Below are 21674 nucleotides of genomic sequence, written 5' to 3'. Positions count from 1 at the left end.
TATCTATTTCCTCCCCCAGGTGGAGCGAATATGCGCCTCGATCTCGCCATTCACGAGGTTGAGGGATTCCAGCGCCCGATCGTAGGTTCCGCGTGTGAACTGCGACCGCTCGACCTCGTAGAGTGTCTGCTTGGTGACGCCGGCGTCGGCGACCGCCGTCGATTTCACCATGGCGTTGTGGAGCATTCGATTGCCGAAGATCGCCCGCATGAAGCCGGTCATCTGGCTTTGCGGTCCGTCATTCGGTTCGAACCGCGTCACGAGATAGCGCATCCAGTCATAGCTGGTACGCCCGCCGGCCTTTTCGACGACCGACATCAGCTCACTCGTCATCGTCAGAAACTGCGACATCGACATGACATCCAGCATCTGCGGGTGGACCGTGATCAAGACTGAGGTTGCCGCACAGAGCGCCGACATCGTCAGGAACCCCAGCTGCGGCGGGCAGTCGATGACGACGACGTCATAAAGGCTTTCAATTTCCGTCAGGACCTCGCCGATGCGGGCAAAGAACATCGTCTCCGCCGTCCCCGACGCCATCGCCTTTGGGGTCTCGTGCTCGAATTCCATCAGCTCGAGATTGCCCGGAATGAGATGCAGATTGGGCGTGTAGGTGGCGCGCACGATGTCAGCGATCGGGCGCGGCTCCTCATATCGGATCGCACCGTAGATCGTTTCGCCCTCTCCAACGTCGAACTCCGGCTGGTGGCCAAACAAGGCGGACAAGGAGGCCTGCGGATCGAGGTCGACGGCGAGCACGCGGTAGCCCCTGAGCGCCATGAACTGCGCCAGATGGGCCGCGGTGGTGGTCTTGCCTGAGCCGCCCTTGAAATTCATCACGGAGATGATCTGGAGTTTTTCGCCCGTCCGGCGGGCCGGCACATATTTTGGCGTTCCGTTTCGCTCATCGAGGACCCTGCGAATCCGGTCCATATCCGTTGCACTGTAAAGCCGCCGTCCGTTTGCGAGCGGATCAGGCCCATGGCCGTCGGCGGCTACCTGGCGGAGATAACCTTCACCGATGCCGATGAAGGCCGCAGCTTCCGCCGGCGAAAATGTTCTGATGGTTTTTTGCGACAGCGGGGGGAAGATTTTTGCCTGATGCTGCTGAAGTTGATAGGATAACTCCTTCGCATCTGTTGCCAGAAGCGACGGGAGGTGCTCTTGATCGTCTTGAAGAGCAAGACTCGGCTGCATGATCTTTTTCCCAAGTAACTGCGCAATTCTGAACGAAAGCGCTTCAGTTGCGCAGTTACTATATGCCTCGATTCGTTACCAATTTACAAATGCTTAACCAAACCGCCCGTTTCAGCCCGCCGAGACGGCCGGCGACGTCAGGCAGATTCAAGCGGTATGAGCAAGTCCATCGGCACGAAATGACTGTTAAGCCGGGTGGCTTTCAAGCCGAGCGGGAGGTCAATGAATTCGCCGTAGAAATCCAAATTCGTCAATATGTTGGGCGCTGTCCGGCTATTTCCCGTCATCCTTCAGGTAGTTGTTGCCGTTGATCACCAGAAGCCCGTCGGAACCTTTGTCCGGTTCGAATATGCTCATGCTTTCCGTCTTGCCGCTCGCGTCGGTCAGGTCGAGACGGTAGCCGGAAAGCTTGTAGCGTCCGCTTGCGCCCGGCCGGTTGCCTGATGTGGTGACGCCCGATCGCGATCCGCCGATTTCGTTGGTCATCGAGGCGCCGGACCAGCCTGTGCGTTCGAAAGTACCGTTTCGATGAAGCGTCAGCGTATGGCTGGACGCCACCGATCCCGATGAGGTCGCGGTCATGCCGCTCGAGGCGAAGGTGGATACCCATTCGCCGTCGAGCGTCGTGCCCTCATCAAATGGCGGTACGACGCGATAGTCTGCGTCGGCAATCACCAGGTCTTCGCCCTTTTTCGAGAACGGTTTCGTCTCGATCTCGATCGTGCCGTAGGCAGAGGTGACGCGGCGCATTTCGATCGACCCGACGGAGGAGAAGAAACCGCCGCCGGCAAGCTTGTAGAGGCCGCAATCGGTCGGGGTCTCCCTGCAATGTTCGGCAATGCTCCGGCCGGCCCTCGGCAGCTCCGTGCTGAACTGGCCCTTCGGATCGAACATGGTGATCGTGCTGTCCGAATAGAAATCCATGCCGCCGAAGACGTTCGGCCGGAGACCGGTATCGAGATGGGTGAAAACGCCGTCCAGCCCGCCGTCGTCGCTCGCCGGCACGAGATCGAAATCCTTGTCGGCAGGATCAAGCTTCACCGATCGCACAAGCGCTGCGAAATCGGCCTCGGCGCTACTGCTTCTGTCGCCGTTCACATTCAGCAGCACGAGCTGCAGATAGGTCTGCCGTTTGTCGCCGGCGATGCCGACGACGATCTGGTCGATGGTCACGTTCTTCTGATGGACGCAGCAGCGTTCTTCCACGCGAATGTCGTAGCCGTTCACCGTGACCCCATAATGCTTGATCAGGATATCTTCCTTCGCCATGTCGGGAAGCGTCGCGACGAAGGTCTTCATGCCGGCCTGCAGAGAATTGCGCGCTGCCGAGAGCGGCTTGGTGATCTGGATTAAAGCACTGCCGCGCTTGTCATCCTCCGTTTCCGGAAAATCCTTCTGCAGCATGAAGAGATTGCCCTTGCCGGCTTTCCTCCAGCCGGAAGCGGCATCGGGCAGGGTCACCGTCAGGCCGCCGATATCGGCGGGCGCCGCCAATACCTGACAGCAGGACAGAAGGCAGAAAATGACGAGAATGAAGCCCAAGGCCGATTTGCCCCGGCCGATCCGATCGATATGCGCGTTGCCCATGCGCCCTCCCCTCGCGTTTCGACTACCGCCGACGGGATTTGGAGCCGGTCGCGGCCATTTCAACCCTGAGCTTCATGAAGGTTTCTTGAGTGCTTCGTTGTGATGAACCCCGGCGACTTAGGTGAAAACATCCGAACCTCCGGCGTCGCGCCCCTCGACCTACGGACGCCGTCCTCAGCATCGGGCGGCGCCTCAGGATCACGGGTCTACACCGGCCCAAACTTGACTTACCCGGCAAATGAATGTTTGCCATCCCTTGTTTTGCAGTGCACAATATTTGCTGTTAATAGGGATGTGAGCCGGTGAGAATTTGCATCTACAAATCAGATGAAGCTCCTGAAGTGACGCTGTTCTTGCGAGAAGGCGTACCGGTGCCTGCACATCCGAAGAGCCAAAAGTGGCGGCACATAAAAGCGGTTGTTGGCGAAGAGGTAAGGGCCGACCTTCTGACCCAGATAGAGATCGGCAATGGATGTCTTTTTGTCAACCTTGGGGCATCCCCGAAGCACTGATCTAGGCGGCTGGGTTAGACGCTGCTCAACCGACACGGAATATGCTCGCTCATTATTGTACCCGCCGCCAATCTTTCAGGAGGCAAGCCTTGAAACCCCCGCTCATCTCAATTTAAAGATTGCGGTGAGCCTTTGAGGGTTCTAATCGCAGCCAGATGGACGTTCTGTGGCGGGTCGATTTTAAGTCTCCTACCGGCCGGAAGAAAAGCCGCACGGCCTACTCCCCCATCGATTGGTAGAGCCAGTCGGGAAGCGTCTGGCGCGCCACGCGGGCACCGGCGCCGGGAATCAGAGCGTCGTCGGTCAGTTCGACTCCGAAATACGACGTGGATCGATCGGTTATCACCTGCCGTTCGTCTTCGTTCGCGGCGAGATAGATCCGGGCGATTTCATCGATGCCGAACTGCTCCGGGCCGCCGATTTCGACGACATCGCCCGAGGGAGCGCCGGCTGCCAGTTCCGCCAGGAATGCGGCGACATCCCCGGCTGCGACCGGCCTCATGAAGGCCGATGGCAACCGAAAGACATTGCCGTCAGCACCGATGTCAATCAATCCGTTTATGAACTCGTAAAATTGCGTGGAGCGGAGGATCGTGTAGGGTCGACCTGACGCCCGGATGAGATTTTCCTGCACCATTTTCGCGCGAAAATAGTCGCTCTCCACGAGGCGCGGCGTGCCAACGACGGAGAGTGCGAGATAGTGCCGGACACGGGCTTCCGCCGCAGCTGCGAGCAAATTCTTCGTCGACGCCTTGAAGAAATCGAACGCCGAACTGTCACCGAACGATGCGGCATTGGTCACGTCCACAACGACTTCGGTTCCCACCATCGCCACGTCCAGACCCTTGCCGGTAACCGTGTCGACGCCAAGCGACAATGATGCGGCCGCGACGTCGTGGCCCGATCGGCGCAACTTCTCGCTGAGCCTCGTTCCGATGAGGCCGCTTGCTCCCACCACCGTGATTTTCATATCGGCATCCTCTGCTGCATCTCAACTGCGATGTCTCGCGCGAATCGACAATGACCGGAAAGCCGGACGCCTTCAATCGTGCCCGAGGTCGGGCGCCCCAGCCATAGGGCATAGCGGAACCAGCCTGAAGTCTAGGATCCGCCATCGGGAAACAGGACAGTCTTCCGATCCGTCGTTCTCCCGAAAATTCCGGCTACATTCCCGCGCAATGCATGGGTTTCCATGAGTTGCGGTTGTGGTGCGGCGGGATTACGCTTCGTAACATGAGCTCGCCAGCCCCGAAATCGAGAACGACTGCTGCAAGAAATGCCGACGATCCCCCGGTTCTCTCTGTCCGGCAGGAGCAGTTGATGCTGAGCGTCTGGTCGCACCGTCCCCAGTTCCTGCATCTGGGGCTTTTCTTTCTCGCCTATGTACTCGCCTGCGGCTTCGCACAGTCGCTGGCAATCGTGCCGGGAACGGGTATTTCCATCTGGCCTCCGGGCGGGCTTTTCGTCGCTACGCTCATCCTCGCCTCCAGGCGCAGCTGGCCATGGTGGATCCTGGCGGGCTGCCTGGCAGAGATGTTCAGCAACTTCCTGTGGTTCTATAGCCCCGTGGCTGCGGCCTTCCTGATTTATGTCGGCAACGCTCTGGGAGCAATGGTCGCGGCATGGCTGGTGAACCGGACCTTGAAGCATCCGGGTCAGCTGGAAACTCTGCAGGAAGTTCTCACATTCGTCATCCTGGCTGCCGGAATTGCACCGATCGTGAGCGCGACCGTGGGAAGTGCCACGCTTGCCTGGTTCGCGATCCAATCGCAATCCTTCACGACGGCCTGGCCGCTATGGTGGATCGGCGACGCAACCGGTGTCCTCATCGTCGCACCGCTGGCATTGGTCCTCTTTCACAGCTGGCGCAGCAAGACGGAGTTCTCGGCCGCGCAATGGGTGGAAGCCTGCGTCCTGGGGCTGATCTTTCTCGGTGTCGCAGCTCTTTCGCTGAGCGGCTACCTTCCTTTCGCCTATATCATCATGCCACCTCTTCTTTGGGCCGCGGTCCGTTTCGAGTTCAAGGGCGCCGCCGTATCGCTCGCTCTGCTTGCTCTGATCACGGCGGTATTCACGATAACAGGCGCCAGCCAATTTGCCGGTGATCCTGAATCCCAGAGACACAATCAGATCATGCTGCAGCTGTTTCTGGCCATCTCGGCATTTTCGGCGCTGATTGTCGCCGCCATATCGCGACAGCACCAGCTGGCAGTGCTCAGATTGCACCAAAACGTGGAGACGTTGCGCGACCGGGAACGGGAGCTCTCGCAGCTCGTGGACATGGTTCCAAGTCATGTCTGGCGTCTGACGCCCGAGGGCGAGCCGACCTTCTTCAATAGGCGGATGGTCGATTTCCTCGGTCTTGACGTGGCGGACTCCGACAGACCAGGCATGAGCCGGCTGGAGGCCGTCCTGCAGGCCACCGTTCATCCCGATGATACTGCCGGTTTCAGGGACGCCCTTCGCCATTGCCTCGCCACCGGCGAGACCTTCGTCATGCGGTATCGGCTGCGCCGCGCCGACGGTCTCTATCGCTGGATGTCGAGCCGTGCCGAGCCGATGCGCGATCAGGCCGGAAACATCGTCCAGTGGTACGGCCTTTGTCACGATATTGATGATCAGGTGCATGCCGAAGAGACCGTGCGCCGGAGCGAACGGCAGCTTCAGCAGATGATCGACGCCGTGCCGGTCCGCATATGGAGCGTGGAACCGACAGGCGGATCGATCTACTTCAACAAACGCTACCAGGATCATTTCCACGCCGTCATCGCCAATTTTGACGCGCAGGCCGAACCGCGCATCGACGAGCTCCTGCAGCAGCTGGTCCATCCCGAGGATGCGTCCGACGTGCAGCGCACGCTGCGTAATTGTTTCGAAACCGGCGGCGGCACCGCCATGCGGTTCCGCTGGCTTGAAAAGGATGGCGTCTACCGCTGGGCCGAATGCAGGGTGGAGCCGCGCCGCGATGACGACGGAACGGTCGTGCAATGGTACGGCGTCTCCCTCGACATCGACGAGGAGGTGCGCGCGCTGGAAGCGTTGCGCCACCGCGAACGCGAGCTGTCGCAGCTCGTGGACATGGTCCCGGCCCAGATCAGGCGCCTGACGCCGGAAGGCGAACCGGTCTTCTTCAACAAGCGCTTGATCGACTTTTTCGGTCTCGACGTAGGCGATATGGATAGGCCCGGCATGAGCCGCCTCTCCTCGGTCATCCACACCCTCGTCCATCCCGACGACGCATCAAGGTTGCTCGAGACGGTTCATCATTCCCTCGCCAGCGGCGATCCCTTCTCGATAAAATATCGCATGCGCCGTTTCGACGGAGCCTATCGCTGGGTCGATGGCCGAGCCGAGCCGCTACGCGATCAAAGCGGCGCGATCATGCAATGGTATGTCATATCCGTCGATATCGACGATGAAATGCGCGCGCAGGAAGCACTGCGCGACCGGGAGCGGGAGCTTTCGCAACTCGTAGACATGGTTCCGAGCCTGCTCTGGCGGCTCAATCCGGAAGGCGCTCCGACCTTCTTCAACCAGCGCCTGATCGATTTTCTGGGTCTCGACATTGCCGATATGGAAAAGCCGGGCGTCGGCCGACTGGCGGCGCTCATCGCGGCCGCGGTCCATCCCGACGATGCAGCCAGCCTCGAGCAAGCGCTCAACCATTCCTTTGCTACGGGAGAGCGCTTCTCCAGCCAGTATCGCCTGCGGCGCGCCGATGGCGTCTACCGCTGGGTGAAGGGCAGCGCGGAGCCGCTGCGGGATCAGAGCGGCCGGATCGTCCAATGGTATGGTCTGTCGCATGACATCGACGATCAACTGCGCGTCGAGGAGGCACTGCGGGAGAGAGAACGATCGCTCTGGCAGCTCGTTGAAACGCTGCCGGCAATGATCGATTGCGCAGCACCCGATGGAGAACCGATCTATCGCAGCCAGCAACTGCGGGACTTCCTCGGTTATAATCTCGAAGAGTTGGATGGAACGGGCAAAACCCGGCTGGACGGCACACTCGATGCCGGTGTTCATCCCGACGATTTGGCAGGGGTCAAGGAAAACTATGCCCATTCATTGTCCACTGGCGAGCCCTATGCGCGCAGGCACCGTCTGCGGCGCCATGATGGTGAATATCGCTGGGTCGAGACGCGTGCGGCACCGATGCGCAATGCCGAAGGCGCCATCGTCCAGTGGAATGTCATCTGCCTTGATATCGACGGTGAGGTTCACGCGGAGGAAGATCTGCGTCGAGCGCGGGAGGGTCTGGCACGGGCGAGCCAAGTGGCGAGCCTGGCCGAGCTTTCAGCCTCCATTGCGCACGAGGTGAACCAGCCGCTCGCGGCCGTCGTGGCCAACTCACACGCCTGCCAGCGCTGGCTCATGGCCGAGCCGCCGAATATGGAGCGGGCACAGAGGACGGTCGAGCGCATCATCCGGGATGCCAACTCGGCGGCGGATGTCGTCAGCCGCATTCGCGCTCTGTTCAAGCAATCCGTAGACAGGAGGACCCCATCGACGCTCTCCGGTATCGTCAACGAAGCGCGCAACCTCATGGCCGACGAGGCCTGGCGTCGTCACGTTCGGATGGAGGTGGGGGTCGACGCCACCCTTCCGCTCATCGCAATCGACCGCATCCAGATCCAGCAAGTTCTGATCAATCTCATCCGCAACGGCATCGAGGCAATGGATGCCACGACAGGCGACAAGGTCATCGAAATCCGCGTGCGCCAGATCGGGAATATCCTCCAGATCGAGATCAGCGATCGCGGCCAGGGCATCGACTTTCCCGAAAAGATGTTCGAGCCGTTTTTTACGACCAAGGAAAACGGCATGGGCATGGGGCTGGCCATCTGCCGCTCGATCGTCGAACTGCACGGCGGACGATTGTGGGCCGAGAAGAACAATCCGTGCGGAGCGACGTTGATCTTCACATTGCCTATTGAAACGAAGGCGGCGCCATGACGGCCGACGACCATATCGTCTTCATCGTCGACGACGATGAACGTATCCGGGAAGCGCTCGGCGAGCTGCTGGACTCGCACGGCATGCACGCCATCGCCTTCGAATCGGCCTGCGACTACGTGAGAGCGGACAAGCCGGACGTGCCCGCCTGCCTCGTGCTGGATATCGAACTGCCTGACATCAATGGTCTCGATCTGCAGAGGCAGATCGCCGACGGGGATCATCCGCCGATCGTCTTCATTACGGGACACGGCGACATTCCCTCCTCCGTGCGTGCGATCAAGCATGGCGCGGTGGACTTCCTGACCAAGCCGTTCAGCGATGCGGATCTCATGGCGGCAATCCACGCGGCGATTGCTCAGGATCGGGAAAAGAGAGCCGAGCGCGGCGAGATCGACATGCTCAGACAACATTATCTCGACCTGACGCCGCGCGAGCGCGAGGTGCTGCCGCTGGTCGTCAGCGGCCTTCTCAACAAGCAGGCCGCAGCCGAATTGGGGATCAGCGAAGTCACGCTGCAGATCCACAGAAGAAACGTGATGCACAAAATGGCGGCGGCATCACTCGCCGATCTGGTGCGGATCGCGGAGAGATTGGAAATACCGATAACCCACTCGCGCCGAGTGGGAGGGAATTGAAACATGAACAAGACAAGACACGTCGTGGCAATTGTCGATGACGATCCAAGGTTGCTTGAATCGATGGGCGACCTTCTGGAATCTGCGGGTTATGTGGCCCGCAGCTTCTCATCAGCGGGCTCGCTGCTCGTCAACGGGCTGTCGGACCTCGACCTGCTGATCACCGATATCGGAATGCCTGGCATCGACGGCTTCGAACTTCGTGACCTGGTGAGGAAGTCGCGTCCGGAGCTGCCGGTATTCATGATCACGGGCCGCCACGAGATAGCCGACCAGGGACGTGCTCAAGGCGCAAGTGGATTTTTCCGCAAGCCCTTCGATGCCCAGGCCCTGCTGACGGCCATTGCCAACGCTTTGCATAAATCGACAGATGGAGGGTGACATGAGAGTTGACCAGCCGTTGCTGCGGAGATCGGCGCCGTTATCATTGCAGCACAGTTATGACGAAAATCAGCCGCTTGTCATTATCGTCGATGACGACGCATCGGTCCGCGAGGCGCTGTCGGAGCTGATCCTGTCGGCGGGCTTCCAGTCGACCAGTTTTGCTTCGACCCGCGAACTGCTTGACGCCGATATATTGGATAGCCCCGGCTGCCTGATCCTCGACGTGCGCATGCCAGGCGCAAGCGGCCTTCACCTGCAGAGCCATCTGGCCGAAAACGGCATTTCCAAGCCGATCATCTTCCTGACCGGGCATGGCGACATCCCGATGACCGTCCAGGCGATGAAGGCCGGCGCCGTGGATTTTCTCACCAAACCGGTGCGGGACCAGACGCTGCTCGACGCCGTGACCGCCGGCATTGCGATGGACGCCGAACGGCGAGCCGAAGCGGCGGTCACCAAGCGCAATATCAAGCGCCTGGAGACACTGACGCAGCGCGAGCGCGAGGTCCTACATGAAGTGGCGCGCGGCCGCCTCAACAAGCAGATCGCCTTCGACCTCGGCATCAGCGAGGTGACGGTCAAGCTGCATCGCAGCAATGTCATGCACAAAATGGAGGCGGCCTCCATCGGCGAACTGATCCGGGCCTGGGAAACACTGCCCGCACAAATGCGCCAGGTCGGCCCGCGGTAGTAGGCGAAGGATGCCGGCCTCGAACATGATCTGCCGCCGCTGTCCATTTGATGCACGCCGTATCCGATTCGCGCCGGAAAAGACGATGCGGCGCCGATAATGGGTTTCGGCCCCGCACGCATGCGTTATCTCTAAATTAAAGCTCGGGGATATGATCAGGTGCCCGGCTTTGGTTCCCCCAAAGGAGATCTCGCCTTGAACAATCAATCGTCAGCCGCGCTTTCCCCTGAAACCAACGCCTTCGACAACGAAGCAAACTTCCTGTCGGCTATGGGGAATGCCAAACGGCTTCACATCCTGCATCTGTTGGCCGAAGGAGAAATGTCAGTAAGCGTCCTGGCCGACGAGGTGGGATTGAGCCAATCTTCGACTTCCCAGCATTTGGCAATTCTTCGAGAACAGGAACTGGTGCAGACGCGAAGGGCTGCCCAGACGATCTACTATTCACTTCAATCCGCCGCAGCCACTGCGATGCTCGATACGCTCGCCGACATCTTCGGATGGCATCCTCGCTCCCCAGTGGAACGCGTCCGAGCCGCGAGCACCTGACGAAATGATGAAGCGTCGCTCTTGCGGCTCATGATTGGCGTCCAATTCTGCGGAAGATGATCTTGTAGGCAACTCAGGATCGGCGCGCCGCGGCAAGAGCAGCGCAATGGCGAAGAAGGCGGTTCCGAAGAGATGACTGCGGCTTGAGAGCAAGCGCCAAACTGAGGCCGTTCGGGGGCGTAATTCCAGGCCGGGATGCCCGTGGCGCGGGAGTCCCGCGATGCTTCGCCCACATACCCCCGAACGCATCGATCCCTGATGTACGTTTGATGTACGCCTCCTACACCACGGTGTGATTACGCCTCCATTGCGAATGGAGATAATGAACCACATCAGGAACGGAACAGTCAGGAGGAAGCGGCCATGAGTATGGACGTAACGAACGGCCAGCGCCATGGAGGCGATCATGGACGTATATGAGGCAGTCAAAAGTCGACGGTCGGTGCGCGGATTCAAAGACGAGCCTGTGGAGAGGGAGGTGCTTGAGCGTGTGCTGTCCGCCGCAGCTTGGTCGCCGTCAGGATCGAACATCCAGCCGTGGAACACCTACGTGATGACCGGCGCACCGCTGGCAGAACTCAAGACGTCCGCCGTCGAGCGCGTGGCCCATGGCGACGCCTGGGACAAGCGGCAGTACGAGATGTACCCGTCCGCGCTGAAGCCCCCCTATGGGGAGCGCCGGTCCGCCTTCGGCAAGGAGCGCTACAGCGCGCTCGGCATTGCCCGCGAGGACTGGGAGGCGCGCCAGCGGGCAGCAATCGCCAATTGGAACTGTTTCGGCGCGCCCGCCGCCCTGTTCTGCTACATCGACCGTGACCTGGGCCTACCCCAATGGGCCGACGTCGGCATGTATCTGCAGACCGTCATGCTGCTGCTCCGCGCCGAAGGTCTGCACAGTTGCCCGCAGATGGCGTGGTCGCAGGTTCGCGAGACGGTCGCAGAGGTCCTGTCACCCCCGGACGGGCTCATCCTCTTCTGCGGCATGTCGATCGGGTACGAAGATCCCACGGTCAGTTACGCCCGAACAGGCCGCGCCCCGCTCGACGAGACGGTCACGTTCCTCGGAGATGAGTGACTTGCGATCGAAGGACAGGAACCCCTTCTATGATTCTTGCGTATGATACGTCCCTTATCACGCGAGATATTGGAGAACCCCATGACCACGCATAAAGTAGGCTATCTCATCGGCAGCCTCGCCAAGGGCTCGATCAACCGCAAGCTCGCTAAGGCGTTGGTGCGGCTCGCCCCGCCGGAACTTGAAATGTCGGAAATATCCTTCAAGGACCTGCCGCTCTACAGCTACGACTATGACGCCGACTACCCTCCGGCTGGCAAGACATTCAAGGCGGCAATCGCGGCCGTCGACGCCGTGCTGTTCGTCACACCCGAATACAATCGATCCATACCCGGCGGGCTGAAAAACGCCATCGACTGGGCGAGCCGCCCGTACGGCACCAACTCGTTCACACGCAAGCCGTCAGCGGTGATCGGCACGTCGCCGGGCGCGATTGGCACGGCAGTCGCCCAGCAGAATTTGCGCAGCGTGCTCAGTTTCTGCAACTCTCCCCAGATGAATGCCCCGGAAGCCTACATCCAGTTCACACCGGGGCTGATCACCGATGACGGCGAGGTCACCAACGACAAAACCGCCGATTTCCTTCGCACTTACATGCGGGACTTCCATGTCTTCATCGCAAGGGTTCGCTCAGTGCTGCCGAAAGATGCCTAGAGCCGTCGCCCTGCAGGAGCTGGCCGCGCCATCCGGGCGGTCAGCTCCTGTTTTTTAAAGCGGGCAATGCCCTCAGGCGAAGGCGTAGGAGCCGTCGGGCCGCTTCGGCACGCGTCGCTGCCAATGGATGTAGCCTTCCTCTTCCATCGCCTTCTCGTCCATTTCGACGCCCCAGCCCGGCCGGTCGGGACGCAGTTCCAGATAGCCGTCCTTCGGCAGATAGGGATCGACGACGTAACGGGTTTCTCCCTCCCGCTTCTCGATATCGAGGCCGCCATAGACATAGGCCTGTCCCTTCGGCAGCCGGTATTCGAGGATGCGGAAATTCTGTGCCGCCGCCGAAAAATGGACATTGACCGCCGTCGCAAGCGGCCCCATCGGGTTGTGCGGCGCCACGCCGACGAAGAAGGCTTCGGCGAGGGTGGCGATGCGGCGCATTTCGCTGATGCCGCCGACGACGCAGATATCGGGCTGGATGAGGTCGGCGCCCTTGACCTGCAGCAGGCGCAGGAACTCGTTTCTGTTATAGAGCGACTCGCCGGTCGCCAGCGTGCAGTTGAGCCCCTGTTTCAGGTCGCCCCAGGCCTCGATATTTTCAGGACGCAGAGGCTCCTCGAAAAACAGCGGATCATAGGGCGCCAGCGCATTGCCGAGCTGGCGAGCGGCGATCGGCTCGAAAATCTTCGCATGGGCATCGAACGCGATCTCGTATTCGTCATTGACCGTTTCGCGCAGCGAGCGGAAATAATCCGCCGAGGCTTTGACGACATTACCCCAGCGGTTGGAGTGCATGTCGATCCGCCAGGGGCTGAGCTTGAAGGCGGTGAACCCCCATCCCTCCTTCAGACGATCGAACTCGTCGCGCGCCGCCGGCGCATCCGGCGCGGTGTAGACACCGGCATAGACCTTGATGCGGTCGCGCACTTCGCCGCCGAGCAGCTTGTAGACCGGGACATTCACCGCCTTGGCCGCAAGGTCCCACAGGCAGTGATCGAGCGCGGAGATCGCGGCAAGGCCAAGTGCGCCCGGCGGAAACCGGCTCTGCTGGATCAGCAGATTGACGAGATACTCCACGCGTGTCGGGTCCTGGCCGGAGAGAAATTCGTAGAGATAATCGAGCAGCGGCGGCAGCGCCTTGTCGGGGCCGTGATTGTAGCATTCGCCCCAACCCGTCAGCCCGTCATCGGTGTCGAGCGCGACGATCACGCGCGGACGGTCCTTGTCGCGGGTCATGAAAACCCGCATGCGGTCGATCTTCATCTTTCTGTCCTTCTAGCGATTGAAATAGGTGCGGCGCGACTGTCGCGTCTGCACGTAGAGATTCTCGTTGTCGGTTCCGGGATTGTAGGCACTGGCACTTTGCGGCACCGAGACATTGCCGTTGCTGGGGAAGCGCGCCACGAAGGCCTCGTCGATATCGCAGCCAAGTCCCGGGCCATCAGGAACGGCAATCAAGCCGTCGACCTGTTGCGGGTGCGGCACGATCGTCTGGCGGCGGCCGTCCCAGTCGTCGTCGAGCCGCTCAAGGATGAGGGCGTTGGGGATCGCTGCAAGCAGATGCAGAGCCGCATATTCCGCCACCGGCCCGAGCGAACCCGAATGCGGCGCCATCTGGATATGATGGGCTTCGGCCATGGCCGCGATCTTCTTCATCTGGGTGATGCCGCCGGCCCGGCCGGTGTCCGGCTGGATGATGTCGACCAGTTCCTTCTCTATGAGCTCACGCTCGCCGAAGATGGTCGCCGAGCGCTCGCCGGCGGCAAGCGGCACATGTGCTGCGTCGCGGATGCGCCGGTAGCCGTCGATATTCTCCGGCGCAATCGGATCTTCCACCCACATCAATTCATAGGGTTCGAGCGCCCGCACCAGCCGGCAGGCATCCGCAGGCGTCAGCCACGGCGGCCCATGCAGATCGATGGCGATGTCCATGTCGTCACCGACGGCGTCACGCAGCGCAGCAACCTTGCAGACCGGATCGGCGACGCCGCCGCATTTGATCGCCTTTATGCCTCGCGCTTTGATGGCAAGCGCGCGCTCGGGCGTATTCGCATGCGAATAGATCGGGATCCGGTCGCGCACCTTGCCGCCGAGCAGCATCCAGACAGGCACGCCGAGCGCCTTGCCCTTGATGTCCCATAGCGCCATGTCGATGCCGGTCATCGCACCGCCTCCGACCGTTCCGAGCATGCCATGGCCCATCATCGCGATATGCATCTTCTGCCACAGCCGCTCGGTATGGGCCGGATCTTCGCCAATGAGGAGTGGGGCGAGATCATGGATCGCCGTCTCGACGACGCGCGGCCAGCCTGAGCATTCACCGATGCCGGTGATGCCCTCGTCGGTATCGACCTTCAGAAAGAGCCAGTTTCTGGTGCCGCCGAACTGTTTCGAGACGCCACTACCGGAGCGTTGGTCGGAAGCCCAGTTGGCGGGATCGGGCTGACCGACATGCATGAGAAAAGTGCGGATTCCGGTGATTTTCATCGCTGAAAACTCCCATTCTTCAAAATGTCCGGCGCGACGTAGCGGAAGCGCCGCGATTGATCGCGATCACGCGGATCAGGGCGCGGAATCGCTGATATGAGCGCCTGCGTATAGGCGTGCTCGGGTGTGCGGCAGACCTTCTCCGCGTCGCCGATTTCGACGAGCTGGCCTTTGTACATGACGCCGACACGGTCGCACATGTAGCGGATAACGCCGATGTCATGACTGATGAAGATATAGGCGAGCCCGAGTTCGTCCTGCAGGCGCATCAACAGATCGAGCACTTGCGAGCGCACCGAGACGTCGAGCGCCGAGGTAGCTTCATCAGCAACGATGACGCGCGGATTGAGCGTGATGGCGCGGGCAATGCCGATGCGCTGGCGCTGGCCGCCGGAGAATGCGTGCGGGTAGCGTTCGCGCGCCCTCGGGTCGAGGCCAACCTGCTCCATCAGATGGCAAACGCGCTCCTCCAGCGCCCGCCCTTTTGCGACGCCATTGACGAGCAACGGCTCGCCAATGATCTGGGAGACGGTCATGCGCGGGTTGAGGGAGCCGAAAGGATCCTGAAACACCATCCGCAATTCCCGCCGTGCGGCGGCGAGCGTCTGACCTTTTGCCGTTGCCAGATCGATGATGTCGCCGTCGGCGCGGCGATAAAGGATTTCACCGGCAGTCGGATCGATCAGCCGCATGATCGAGCGACCCATCGTCGTCTTGCCGGAACCGCTTTCGCCGACGATGCCGAGCGTTTCGCCCGGCAGAAGCGAAATGGAAACATCGTCCAGCGCTTTCACCTCGCCGAAATCCATCGAGACATTGCGGAGTTCGAGGATCGGTGGGGCCGTCGTGTCGAGCGGCGCGCGCGCCAGCCGGATTTCGGCCTTCGCTTCCAGCTTCAGCACCGAGCCAATCAGCATCCGGGTATAGTCGTCTTTCGGCGCATGAAAAATCTGCTCGACTGGCGCATATTCCTTGGCGACGCCGTTATGCATGACCAGCACATCGTCGGCAATCTGCGCCACGACACCCATGTCATGCGTGATGAAGAGAACGGCCATGCCCTTGGCCTTCTGCAGCCGGGCGATCAGGTCGAGAATTTCGGCCTGGGTTGTCACGTCGAGGGCCGTGGTCGGCTCGTCGGCGATCAGCAGCTGGGGTTTGCATGCAAGCGCCATGGCGATCATCGCGCGCTGGCGCATCCCGCCGGAATACTGAAAGGCATATCGGTCCAGCGCTTTTTCCGGCGAGGGAATTTCGACTTGGCTGAGCAGCGATATGGCTTCCGCGCGCGCCTCTGCCTTGCTCATCCGGGTGTGAAGGCGAAGCGCTTCGACGATCTGGTTGCCCACCGTGTGGATTGGCGACAGCGACGACATCGGCTCCTGGAAGATCATGGCGATGTCTCGGCCGCGGATCGCTCGGATCTGACGCCCGCGCGGATTGAGGCTGGTCAGATCGATCGAGCCGCCGTTCTGATCGTTCAGGATGATCGACCCGCCGGATATGCGGCCAGGCGCATCGACGATCTGCAGGATCGAACGCGCCGTCACCGACTTGCCGGATCCGCTTTCGCCGACGACACAGAGCGTCTTGCCCGGCTCGATCGAGAAAGACAGATCGCTGACGGCGCGAAAGACGCCGGTGCGCAGTGGGAACTCGACCGTCAGATTTTTCACCTGCAACAGAGGCCTGCCGGCAATGGGAAGGATATCGGTCATGCCGGCCTCATTTGTTGTAGGGGTCGGCCGCATCGCGCAGGCCGTCGCCGAGAAGGTTGAGCGCCATCACGGCGACCACGACGGCGCAGCCCGGCATGAAGAGCCATGGCGCGGTGGCGATCGAACGAATGTTCTGGGCCTCGCGCAGAAGCACGCCCCAGGAAATGGTCGGCGGCTGCAGACCGAGCCCCAGGAAGGAGAGAGAGGTTTCGGCAAGGATCATTGCCGGCACCGCCAACGTGATCGACGCGATGATATGGCTGGCGAAACTCGGCAGCATGTGACGAAAGATGATGCGTCTTTCGCGAACGCCGTCGAGCCTCGCGGCGGCGACGAATTCCTCGGTGCGCAAAGACAGGAAGCGGCCGCGAACGACGCGGGCGAGCTGCGCCCAGCCGGTCAGCGACAGGATGATCGTGATCATCATATATTGCAGCGTCGCAGGCCAGTCCTGCGGCAGGGCGGCGGCCATCGCCAGCCAGATCGGGATCGTCGGCAGCGACAGCACGAAATCGATCACCCGCTGCAAGAAGAAATCGATGCGGCCGCCGTAGTAGCCCGAAATGCCACCGAGCACGATGCCGAGCATCAGCGAGAAGAAGACACCGACGAGGCCGATCGACAACGAAATCTGCGAGCCCTGCACCGTTCGGCTGAAGACGTCGCGCCCAAGCCTGTCGGCGCCGAAGAGAAGCAGCGGCGTCGTCTTGTCGGGCGAGGCGATCAGATGGATGTTGGTCCTGAACAGGCCGAACACGAAATATTCATAACCGCGCCCGAAGAACTGGACATCGACACGTTTCGTCGTGTCTTCCTTGTAGATGGCGGCCAGCGTTTCCGGATCGCGGGTCAGCTTCATCGGATAATAATGCGGGCCGAAGGAGAACCCGTTCTCAGTATCGATCAGATGCAATTTCTGCGGCGGGTGAAAGGTCGCCCGCGCATTTTGCAGGTACGGATCGTTGATGGCGAAGAAGCCGGGAATGAGGGCGACGATATACATCAGCACGGTGACGACAAGCGCCACCATGGCCAGCCGGTGCCGGCGGAAAGCCCACCAGATGAGCTGCCACTGCGATGCAACGGCGGCGCGATCCGGGGGAATGTTTGTAACGGTGATGTCGGCCATGTGAGGCTCCTATTCCAACCGGATGCGGGGATCGACCAGCGCAAGCAGGATGTCGCTGATCAGAGAGCCTATCAGCGTCAGCGCGCAGATCAGCAGGACGAAGGCGCCGGCGAGATACATGTCCTGGGCCATCAGCGCCTGCAGCAGCAAAGGAGCCGCCGTCGGCAGATTGAGGACGATGGCAACGACGACCGAGCCGGAAATGAGATTGGGCAGCAGCCAGGCGATCGTCGAGATGAACGGATTGAGGGCGATCATCAGAGGATATTTCATCAGCAGCCGGAACTCAGAGAGCCCTTTTGCCCGTGCCGTGGTCACGTAAGGCTTCGGCAGTTCATCGAGCATGTTGGCGCGCATGACGCGGATGAGGCTCGCCGTCGAGGAGACGGCAAGGATGATGACGGGAAGCCAGAGATGCGAGAAGAGGTCGACCATCTTGGCGAAGCTCCAGGACGCGTTCTCATATTCCGGCGAAAAGAGCCCGCCGACATCCTGTCCGAATTCGACCGCCGCGATGTACATCAGCACCAGCGCCAGCAGGAAGGATGGAACAGCCAGGCCGAAAAAGGTGAAGGCGGTGAAGAAATAGTCGCCGATCGAATATTTGCGCACAGCGGAAAAGACGCCGATCGGCAGTGCGATCGCCCAGGTGGCGATCAATGTCGAAAGGGCCAAAACGAGCGTCAGCGCCATGCGCTCCCAGATCAGGTCCGAGACCGGCTGCTGCCATTCGAAGGAGATGCCGAAATCGCCGCGCGTGAGAATGCCCCATATCCATTTGAAATATTGGACGAGCATCGGGTCGCCGAGGCCGAAGCGCTCACGCAATTGCGCCGCCGTGTTCTGATCGACGATTTCGTTGGAGGCTGCCAGCGTCGCAATATAGGTCGTGACATAATCGCCCGGCGGCAGCTGGATCAGCACGAAAGCCAAGAAGCTGACGGCAAACAGCGACGGAATCATCCATAGGAAGCGTTTGACGATAAAGACCAGCATGAGGCGCCTCTTGCGTTGAACGCCGCCTTCCGGGCCTTGTCGACCGTTAGTACCGACAAGGCATCTCGGAGGGCGAACTGAAAGAAAGCGCCCTACCTGATGGTACGGCGCTCAAGACGAAAATCAGCTCGTGAAGGTGAATTGCTGCGGCATTGCAGGGCCGGGATTGGGCCAGGACCAGCTATCCGGCTCCTTCTCGGGAACATTGCGCAGATTGTTGCGGATGATGCCGAAGCCGCCGACGGCAAGGCAAAGGCCGACGGTCTCGAATTCCTCGGCCGCGATGTCGAAGATCTGCTTCATGATCGCGCCGCGCTTGTCGAGATCGGCCGTCGAACGCGCTTCGTCGAAGAGCTTCATGCGCTTCTTCTGGCTTTCCGGCGGTTCTTCGCCGCGTGCACCGTTGGAGGTGTACCAAAGCGTCCACGGAATGGCGTAACGCGAACCCTGCGGATGGAAGGCGAAGAAATCGCGCGGATCGAGCATCGGATCGAGGCCGCCAGGACCCGGCCACACCGCCGCATCATGGGCGTTGTCGTCGCCGCGGGTGTAATAGAGCGCCCGCTCGATCGTGTTGACCTTCATGTCTACACCGATCTGAGCCCAATGCGCCTTGACCAGTTCCAGGGCATCGACGAGGTCGGGATAGAGCGTCGGAATGACGTCGATCGAGAAGAACACCTTCTGGCCGTCGGGCCGGAGGCGAAAACCGTCGCCGCCTTTCTTATAGCCGGCCTCATCGAGCATCGCGCCTGCCTTGTCGGCATCAAATTCGGTGAATTGGCGCGCGTATTTTTCGTTATACCAGGGATGGGTCGGACGCGGCCCGGCCTGGTAGGGCTCGCTCTGTCCGAAATAGACGATGTCGATGAGCTCCTGGCGGTTGATGCCGATCGAGAGCGCTTGCCGGAACGACTTGTCGGCAAACATCTTGCGCATGGCAGGATCTTTGTGGGTGATGTTGAAGTAGATCTGGCACTGTTGCGAGGCCGAAGGCACGAGCGTCAGCAGCCGATAATCGCCCTTTTCCATGTTCTTGGACAGCGTCGGCTTGTTGGCGAGAACGCTGATGTGACGTTCCTGGATGTCGATCTTTCCAGAGATGACGTTCAGCATCAGCGATTCGACGTCCTGCGAGATGCCGAAGTTGATTTCATCGATGTAGGGGAGCTGGTTTCCCTCGGTATCGACCTGCCAGAAATAAGGGTTGCGGGTCATGACGACGCGCGTCGCGCCGCCGGCATAGGGCTCCTTGACCACCCATGGATCGAGCGTCGGCTTGTCAACATTGCCCCATCGCGATGGGATCTCGATGTCGCCGCAACGGCTGCGGAAGAGCTCCGTCCAGCTCGTGACGCCGGCCTTCTTCGCATCGGCCTCGATATTGGGATTATATTTCGGCAGGAACTGGCTGCAGTAATGCTTCGGGAACAGCGTCGGATGCTGGCCAAGCGGTGTGGCGAGGTTTTCCAGGTAAAGCGCGTTGGCCGCAGCAAAGGTGAACTTCACCGTATAGTCGTCAATCTTCTCGACGGTGACCGGCTTGCCGGCGACAGCAAGCTGCGCCGGCGTCGAGCTGTAGAGCTCGGTATTCTTGACGCAGTCTTCGATCGCGAAAACGACGTCATCGGCCGTAAAGGGATGACCGTCGGACCAGCGCACGCCTTCGATGAGATGGAACGTGAATTGTGTTGCGTCGTCGCTGACTTCCCAGCGCTCGGCAAGGTTCGGCTGCACGGCGGTAAAATCGAGGTTCCAGCGCACGAGACTCTGGTTGCCGACCATACGCAGGATGCCGTTATGGTCGGATGAACCGCGAAGTCCGCGGCGCAGCGAACCACCATAGGTGCCAACCTTCTCGAACGGCGTCACGACCATCGGCTTTTTCGGCAGGCGCTCAGCCAGCGGCGGCAGCTTTCCATCCTTGGCGAGCTGTGCAAGGGCCGGCGCTTCGCCGCCTGCGGCAGACACGCGACCGGCGATAGACAGCGCCGCGACACCAGCCATGCCACCAAGCACGGCGCGGCGGGTGACGCCACGCGACAGTATTTCTTTGGCCATCGAATTCCTCCCTTTTGTGCCGGCGCAGCCTTTGCACCGGCTGATGCGGCGGGCTCCCGACCCGACGCTGGCGCCCTCCTCGGCGCTACGATCGAGACCATAGACACGTTCTCAAATGATTACAAGAGTTGACAGATAATTACAAATTTTGTAGCCATGCTGCATTGAAATGCGACGTTGTGCCGCTGAAATACGGCCAACAGGACGAAAAACGTTGGATCTGTCAGATGCTGTCGCCGCCCTGAACATCATGGCCGGCGACAGCCACGGTGCGGCCGCTGACCCGGCGCACGCGGCGTTGAGAGAAAAGGACCATGATGACATTCGCCGTCGATGCCGTTTCGAACAGGGGCGCAACGCGCTTCAGCGACATCATCTACGAGAAGATCGTGGGGATGATCGCCGACGGCAACTTTCCGGTGAACGAACGGCTGCCGCCGGAGACGAAACTCGCCGCTGATTTCGGCGCATCAAGACCCGTCGTGCGCGAAGCGCTCGAACGCTTGAGAGCCGATGGCCTGGTCGTTTCGCGCAAGGGTTCCGGTTCCTATGTCAGGCAAAGGCCGGATTCGTCGATGCTGAAAATGGTGCCGGTCGGCTCCTTGGCCGATGTCCAGCGGTTCTTCGAATTCCGCGCCGGTCTCGAAGCCGAGGCGGCGGAGCTTGCGGCGCGAAACTGGCAACCGGTCGACAAGGAACGGATAACGGCAGCGCTTCTTTCGATCGAGCAATGTTTGCGCAACGGGCAGCTTGGCGCCGAGGAGGACCAGGCTCTGCATGATGCAATTGCCATGGCGACCGGTAACCAGTTCCACATCACCCTGCGCGAGTGGTTCAAGCCGCATTTCGCCATCGGGCATTCCGTTACACGAAGCTTGAGCTTGAAGCGGACGCCGGAACAGATCCGCAGCGTCCAGGATGAGCATGCGGTGATCGTCGAGGCGATCTTCGCGCGGCAGGAAACTGAAGCTCACGATGCGATGAAAAGACACATACTGAATGCTCGTGCCCGCATGTTCCAGGGCGTTTGAGCGATATGGGAG

General features: G+C 60.6%; 17 protein-coding genes. 8 read left to right on the top strand and 9 right to left on the bottom strand.

What is annotated here, in order from left to right; genetic code table 11:
• Window positions 1–3 precede the first annotated feature (3 nt).
• The 3 genes from repA to OIU37_RS24410 form a co-directional block, all read right to left on the bottom strand.
• The gene (gene repA, locus OIU37_RS24420; RefSeq protein ID WP_171603866.1) at window positions 4–1197 is read right to left on the bottom strand and encodes a plasmid partitioning protein RepA; all 1194 of its coding nucleotides are present in this window, start codon (window positions 1195–1197) and stop codon (window positions 4–6) included.
• Window positions 1198–1470: 273 nt separating this feature from the next.
• Entirely contained in the window at window positions 1471–2784 is a 1314-nt protein-coding gene (locus OIU37_RS24415) for a hypothetical protein (protein WP_171603865.1), read from the bottom strand.
• Between the two features lie 729 nt (window positions 2785–3513).
• On the bottom strand, window positions 3514–4266 hold the full coding sequence (locus tag OIU37_RS24410) for an SDR family oxidoreductase (protein ID WP_171603864.1): 753 nt from the start codon (window positions 4264–4266) through the stop codon (window positions 3514–3516).
• A 350-nt stretch (window positions 4267–4616) separates the two neighbouring features.
• On the opposite strand from OIU37_RS24410, the gene OIU37_RS24405 reads away from it, so the two are divergent.
• The 7 genes from OIU37_RS24405 to OIU37_RS24375 all read left to right on the top strand — a co-directional run bounded on the left by OIU37_RS24405 (window position 4617) and on the right by OIU37_RS24375 (window position 12243).
• A complete protein-coding gene (locus tag OIU37_RS24405) occupies window positions 4617–8252 on the top strand; it encodes a PAS domain-containing protein (protein WP_264258863.1) in 3636 nt (1211 codons plus the stop codon).
• Window positions 8249–8890 carry a response regulator transcription factor gene (locus tag OIU37_RS24400; protein WP_264258862.1) on the top strand — a complete coding sequence of 214 codons (642 nt, stop codon included), beginning with the start codon at window positions 8249–8251 and terminating at the stop codon, window positions 8888–8890. Before OIU37_RS24405 ends, OIU37_RS24400 begins: the two co-directional genes overlap by 4 nt.
• A gap of 3 nt (window positions 8891–8893) precedes the next feature.
• On the top strand, window positions 8894–9271 hold the full coding sequence (locus OIU37_RS24395; RefSeq protein WP_168267667.1) for a response regulator transcription factor: 378 nt from the start codon (window positions 8894–8896) through the stop codon (window positions 9269–9271).
• A gap of 1 nt (window position 9272) precedes the next feature.
• On the top strand, window positions 9273–9965 hold the full coding sequence (locus tag OIU37_RS24390; RefSeq protein WP_171603861.1) for a response regulator transcription factor: 693 nt from the start codon (window positions 9273–9275) through the stop codon (window positions 9963–9965).
• Window positions 9966–10160: 195 nt separating this feature from the next.
• Window positions 10161–10514 (top strand): helix-turn-helix transcriptional regulator, encoded by a 354-nt coding sequence (locus tag OIU37_RS24385; RefSeq protein ID WP_171603860.1) that lies wholly within the window; start codon window positions 10161–10163, stop codon window positions 10512–10514.
• A gap of 406 nt (window positions 10515–10920) precedes the next feature.
• A complete protein-coding gene (locus OIU37_RS24380) occupies window positions 10921–11589 on the top strand; it encodes a nitroreductase (RefSeq protein WP_171603859.1) in 669 nt (222 codons plus the stop codon).
• Window positions 11590–11670: 81 nt separating this feature from the next.
• The gene (locus tag OIU37_RS24375; RefSeq protein WP_171603858.1) at window positions 11671–12243 is read left to right on the top strand and encodes an NADPH-dependent FMN reductase; all 573 of its coding nucleotides are present in this window, start codon (window positions 11671–11673) and stop codon (window positions 12241–12243) included.
• Window positions 12244–12315: 72 nt separating this feature from the next.
• On the opposite strand, the gene OIU37_RS24370 is transcribed toward OIU37_RS24375, so the two are convergent.
• From OIU37_RS24370 to OIU37_RS24345, 6 genes are all read right to left on the bottom strand, one after another.
• The gene (locus OIU37_RS24370; protein ID WP_003562625.1) at window positions 12316–13503 is read right to left on the bottom strand and encodes a galactarate dehydratase; all 1188 of its coding nucleotides are present in this window, start codon (window positions 13501–13503) and stop codon (window positions 12316–12318) included.
• A 12-nt stretch (window positions 13504–13515) separates the two neighbouring features.
• Window positions 13516–14727, bottom strand: coding sequence for a mandelate racemase/muconate lactonizing enzyme family protein (locus OIU37_RS24365; protein ID WP_264258861.1), 1212 nt, complete (start codon window positions 14725–14727; stop codon window positions 13516–13518).
• Complete coding sequence (locus OIU37_RS24360) at window positions 14724–16445, bottom strand: ABC transporter ATP-binding protein (RefSeq protein ID WP_171603856.1); 1722 nt, start codon at window positions 16443–16445, stop codon at window positions 14724–14726. Before OIU37_RS24360 ends, OIU37_RS24365 begins: the two co-directional genes overlap by 4 nt.
• Before the next feature lie 7 nt (window positions 16446–16452).
• On the bottom strand, window positions 16453–17574 hold the full coding sequence (locus OIU37_RS24355) for an ABC transporter permease (protein ID WP_264258860.1): 1122 nt from the start codon (window positions 17572–17574) through the stop codon (window positions 16453–16455).
• 9 nt (window positions 17575–17583) lie between these two features.
• Window positions 17584–18570, bottom strand: a complete 987-nt coding sequence (locus OIU37_RS24350) for an ABC transporter permease (RefSeq protein ID WP_168308234.1) — start codon at window positions 18568–18570, stop codon at window positions 17584–17586.
• Window positions 18571–18693: 123 nt separating this feature from the next.
• Window positions 18694–20631 (bottom strand): ABC transporter substrate-binding protein, encoded by a 1938-nt coding sequence (locus tag OIU37_RS24345; protein WP_171603855.1) that lies wholly within the window; start codon window positions 20629–20631, stop codon window positions 18694–18696.
• Between the two features lie 317 nt (window positions 20632–20948).
• Between OIU37_RS24345 and OIU37_RS24340 the strand changes: the two genes are divergently transcribed.
• Window positions 20949–21662, top strand: a complete 714-nt coding sequence (locus tag OIU37_RS24340; RefSeq protein WP_171603939.1) for a FadR/GntR family transcriptional regulator — start codon at window positions 20949–20951, stop codon at window positions 21660–21662.
• The last annotated feature ends 12 nt before the right edge of the window (window positions 21663–21674 follow it).

The organism is Rhizobium sp. BT-226, assembly GCF_025847085.2.
Classification (GTDB): domain Bacteria; phylum Pseudomonadota; class Alphaproteobacteria; order Rhizobiales; family Rhizobiaceae; genus Rhizobium; species Rhizobium sophorae.
This window is presented reverse-complemented; position numbering and strand designations above follow the sequence as displayed.